This is a genomic window from Moorena sp. SIO2C4 (genome assembly GCF_010672485.1).
Classification (GTDB): Bacteria; Cyanobacteriota; Cyanobacteriia; order Cyanobacteriales; family Coleofasciculaceae; genus Moorena; species Moorena producens.
This window is the reverse complement of sequence record NZ_JAAHGN010000862.1, coordinates 1-3,347: the sequence shown is the minus strand read 5'-3', so window position 1 is coordinate 3,347 and position 3,347 is coordinate 1. Positions and strand designations below refer to the sequence as shown.

The window sequence follows — 3,347 nt, the reverse complement described above, 5'->3', positions numbered from 1 at the left end:
TGGATAAGTCTTCCAACTTCAAAATTATGGGATTCGATATAATGGGATGCTATGAAAGAGCCGCTACGCGAACGCATTCCCTAGGAACCCCCCCAATCTCCCCACACTTCCCACTCTCCCTCTAATTATAGGTATTAAACCTGACTTGATATTATTCCCTATTCCCTATTAATAATTTTATTCGGACAAGGAAGACCTTGCTCAAAGTTAGTAATATTAGATAGTGTAGTTTCAGCAATGTTATGGAGGGCATTTTCAGTTAAAAAAGCTTGATGAGCAGTAATGATTACATTAGGGAAAGTCAGTAAACGTTGAAAAATATCATCTTGAATGACTTCATTAGACAAATCCTCAAAAAACAATTCAGATTCTTCCTCATAGACATCCAGAGCGAGATAGCCAATTTTCTTGGACTTGAGGGCAGCGATAATGGCTTTGGTATCAATCAATCCCCCTCGGCTAGTATTAATGAGCATCACACCTGGTTTCATCTGCTCTAGAGCTTCGGAATTAATCAGATGATAGTTTTCAGTAGTTAAGGGACAGTGTAGGGTGACAATATCAGAGATAGCAAAGAGTTCAGCTAGCTCTACATACTTGACCCCTAAAGCTTGACAATCCGGGTTGGGATAGGGATCATATGCCACTAATTGACACCCCATACCATTGAGAATTTGGGCTACCACAACACCAATTTTACCAGTTCCCACAATGCCTACAGTGCGACCATGCATATCGAATCCCAAGAGTCCATCTAGGGAAAAATTTCCTTCTCGTACTCGAGAATAAGCACGATGTATCTTGCGATTCAGGGCTAGCATTAAGCCAATCGTATGTTCAGCGATCGCGTAAGGGGAGTAAGCCGGAACACGCACTACTATCATGTCCAATTCTGTCGCTTTTGTGACATCCACATTATTAAAACCAGCGCAGCGTAGAGCAATTAGACGAGTTCCCTGTTGCGCCAGCTTTTCCAACACTTGTCCGTTGAGGGAATCATTGACAAAAACGCATACTGCTGGACATCCTGATGCCAAAATAGTCGTTTGAGTATCGAGGTGCGGTTCAAAAAAAGTTAATTCATGACCATATTGGGAATTAACAGCTTCCAGAAACTGTCGGTCGTAGACTTTGGTACTAAAGACAGCGACTTTCATAGATGTAATGCCAAAACAAGCTTAATTAAATTTTAGATAAAAATTTAAAGACTAGGTTTAAAGAAAAGGTTAATTCTCTGGTAAGCATTTAACAGTTAGCTATCAGCGGTCATGTATAGCACTACCCATTAAGGTGTTTGACATTCCTAAACTCCGAAACTTAGTCATAGCTTACTTCTGACTTCTGACTTCTGACTTCTGACTTGCGCGTAGCGCTATAAATGCTTACCTTCTCTTTTATTTATTTGAAGTTTAACACAGATCAGTGGGAGAGATTGACACCAATTACCACAGTCTTAAATTAAGTTAAAGGATTAACAAATAATGAGTAGAGTGAGCTATAAACAATAGCTTGGATGCCTAGCAAAAATCATTGAGTCACATCTGCTTGCTTTGCAATCCGTTAATGATAGTTTTGATGCTCCCAGCTGTCAACAATAAAGGAAGAATTAATCTTCTCTATTGGATGACATTGTCTTGATGCAGAGCGCGAGTGGGGGTTTCCCCAAGACTAGGCTGCATCGCTGGATCAGGATTCTTAATTATCGACAAACGTAAATTTGTAAACCTCTTAAAGGAGATTTGTCCATGGCAACTGTCAAAGTGGGTATCAATGGATTTGGTCGTATCGGACGACTCGTATTCCGTGCTGCCCTCAACTACCCAGAAATCGAAGTGCTGGGCATTAATGACCTAGTTCCACCACAGACTATCGCCTATTTACTCAAATACGACTCAACCCATGGTCGTTTCAAGGGTACCGTAGAAGCTGAAGCTGATGGAATTGTGGTCAATGGCAAGAAAATCCCCTGTGTCTCAATTAAAAACCCAGAGGAACTGCCTTGGACGAAACTCGGTGTGGAATATGTAGTAGAATCTACAGGTCTATTTACCACCTATGATGGGGCTTCTAAGCATTTAGAAGCGGGAGCGAAGCGGGTGGTAATCTCTGCTCCGACTAAAAACCCTGATTTGGTTCCCACCCTGTTGATGGGTGTCAATCACAATACCTATGACCCGGGTATTGATACTATCGTGTCCAATGCCAGTTGCACAACTAACTGTCTTGCTCCCATTGCTAAAGTGATTAATGACAATTTTGGGCTAGCGGAAGGGTTAATGACTACGGTCCATGCCATGACTGCTACCCAGCCAACGGTAGATGGTCCAAGTAAGAAAGACTTTCGGGGGGGGCGAAGTGCTGCTCAGAACATTATCCCCGCTTCTACGGGTGCGGCCAAAGCTGTCACGCTAGTGTTACCGGAACTGAAAGGTAAACTTACGGGGATGGCATTACGGGTACCAACACCGGATGTATCAGTGGTAGATTTGACCTTCAGGACTCAAAAGGCAACCAGCTACCCAGAGATTTGTGCAGCAATGAAGGCAGCGTCAGTTGGGGCGATGAAAGGAATTTTGGGCTATACAGAGGAGCCAGTGGTGTCCACCGATTTTCAAGGGGACCCTCATTCAAGCATTTTCGATGCTGGAGCGGGAATGGAACTTAATTCTAATTTCTTTAAAGTTGTCTGTTGGTACGACAATGAGTGGGGTTACTCTAACCGCATGATTGACCTGATGTTATCTATGGCAGCTAAAGGTTAGGTCGCCCGTAGCAGCTAGCGCAGGGAAAGGAAAAATCACTAACTACTTTCCCTGACTAGAACCCGGAGAAGGGGAAGAGGCAGAACAGACTCGAAGAGACCGCAAGTTCGGAAAGACCAAACTTTCTGTTATCCCAGAAATAGTAAAGCAGATGCGATTGACCGTAGGTCACGCGGGGCGCGATTGGCCTACGGCCACGCTACGCGAACGCATCTGCTGACTAGGTTTGAAACTAATGAACTATTGGTGATTAAGTAAAGGAAAGTATTTTCCTTGCCGATACTCCCAAGTGATGCCCTCGGGATCCCGAGAGCGACTCCACTGGCTAAAGTTTGGTTCAGTGCGCATCCTCTTGAGTAACCTGTCCCCACAACGGAAGCGATCGCACATCTGTTTGACACTGTAGGGTTTTACTAAAATACCCTGGGATGACCCATTAGTCGTGGGAGTAGTCTCCTCGATCTCAGGTTCAAAGGTGGCTGGTGATTCCTGATTAACCTGATTAAGTAAAGGAAAGTATTTTCCTTGCCGATACTCCCAAGTGATGCCCTCGGGATCCCGAGAGAGACTCCACTGGCTGAAGTA

Annotated in this window: 2 protein-coding genes and 1 pseudogene; 1 reads left to right on the top strand and 2 read right to left on the bottom strand. The window is 44.0% G+C overall.

Features of this window, described 5'->3' with window-relative positions:
* Positions 1-158: 158 nt before the first annotated feature.
* The gene (locus tag F6K20_RS30480; protein WP_008177826.1) at positions 159-1,157 is read right to left on the bottom strand and encodes a 2-hydroxyacid dehydrogenase; all 999 of its coding nucleotides are present in this window, start codon (positions 1,155-1,157) and stop codon (positions 159-161) included.
* 588 nt (positions 1,158-1,745) lie between these two features.
* Here F6K20_RS30480 and gap point away from each other — a divergent pair.
* The gene (gene gap, locus F6K20_RS30475; RefSeq protein ID WP_287251343.1) at positions 1,746-2,762 is read left to right on the top strand and encodes a type I glyceraldehyde-3-phosphate dehydrogenase; all 1,017 of its coding nucleotides are present in this window, start codon (positions 1,746-1,748) and stop codon (positions 2,760-2,762) included.
* Between the two features lie 240 nt (positions 2,763-3,002).
* On the opposite strand, the pseudogene F6K20_RS30470 reads toward gap, so the two are convergent.
* Positions 3,003-3,347: pseudogene (locus tag F6K20_RS30470) on the bottom strand (hypothetical protein); the annotation flags it as partial.